This window comes from Pseudoalteromonas sp. S1727 (assembly GCF_005886375.1).
In the GTDB taxonomy this organism is placed as follows: Bacteria; Pseudomonadota; Gammaproteobacteria; order Enterobacterales; family Alteromonadaceae; genus Pseudoalteromonas; species Pseudoalteromonas haloplanktis.
On record NZ_PNDT01000288.1, the window covers coordinates 1 to 296 of the forward strand.

At 38.5% G+C, this 296-nt stretch carries 1 pseudogene; it reads left to right on the plus strand.

What is annotated here, in order from left to right:
- Positions 1-296: pseudogene (locus CWB85_RS22050) on the plus strand (guanosine-5'-triphosphate,3'-diphosphate pyrophosphatase); the annotation flags it as partial.

Genomic DNA, 296 nt, shown 5'->3' on the forward strand with positions numbered 1-296 from the left:
ATGATACCTGAATTTCATAACCACGATATACGTAAGCGTACCGTCGATGGTCTAATGAGCCGTTATCATGTGGATCAAAAGCAAGCGAACAGAGTTGCAGAACTTAGTATTCAGCTTGCCGCACAAATCAATGAGCAGTGGCACTTACTCGATAATAATGGCCTACCTTTACTTAAAGCAATTGCGCAATTACACGAGATTGGTTTATTAATTGAATATAAGCAATACCAAAAACACACCGCTTATATTCTTGAAAATACGGATATGCCGGGCTTTTCACAATCTGAGCATAAAAT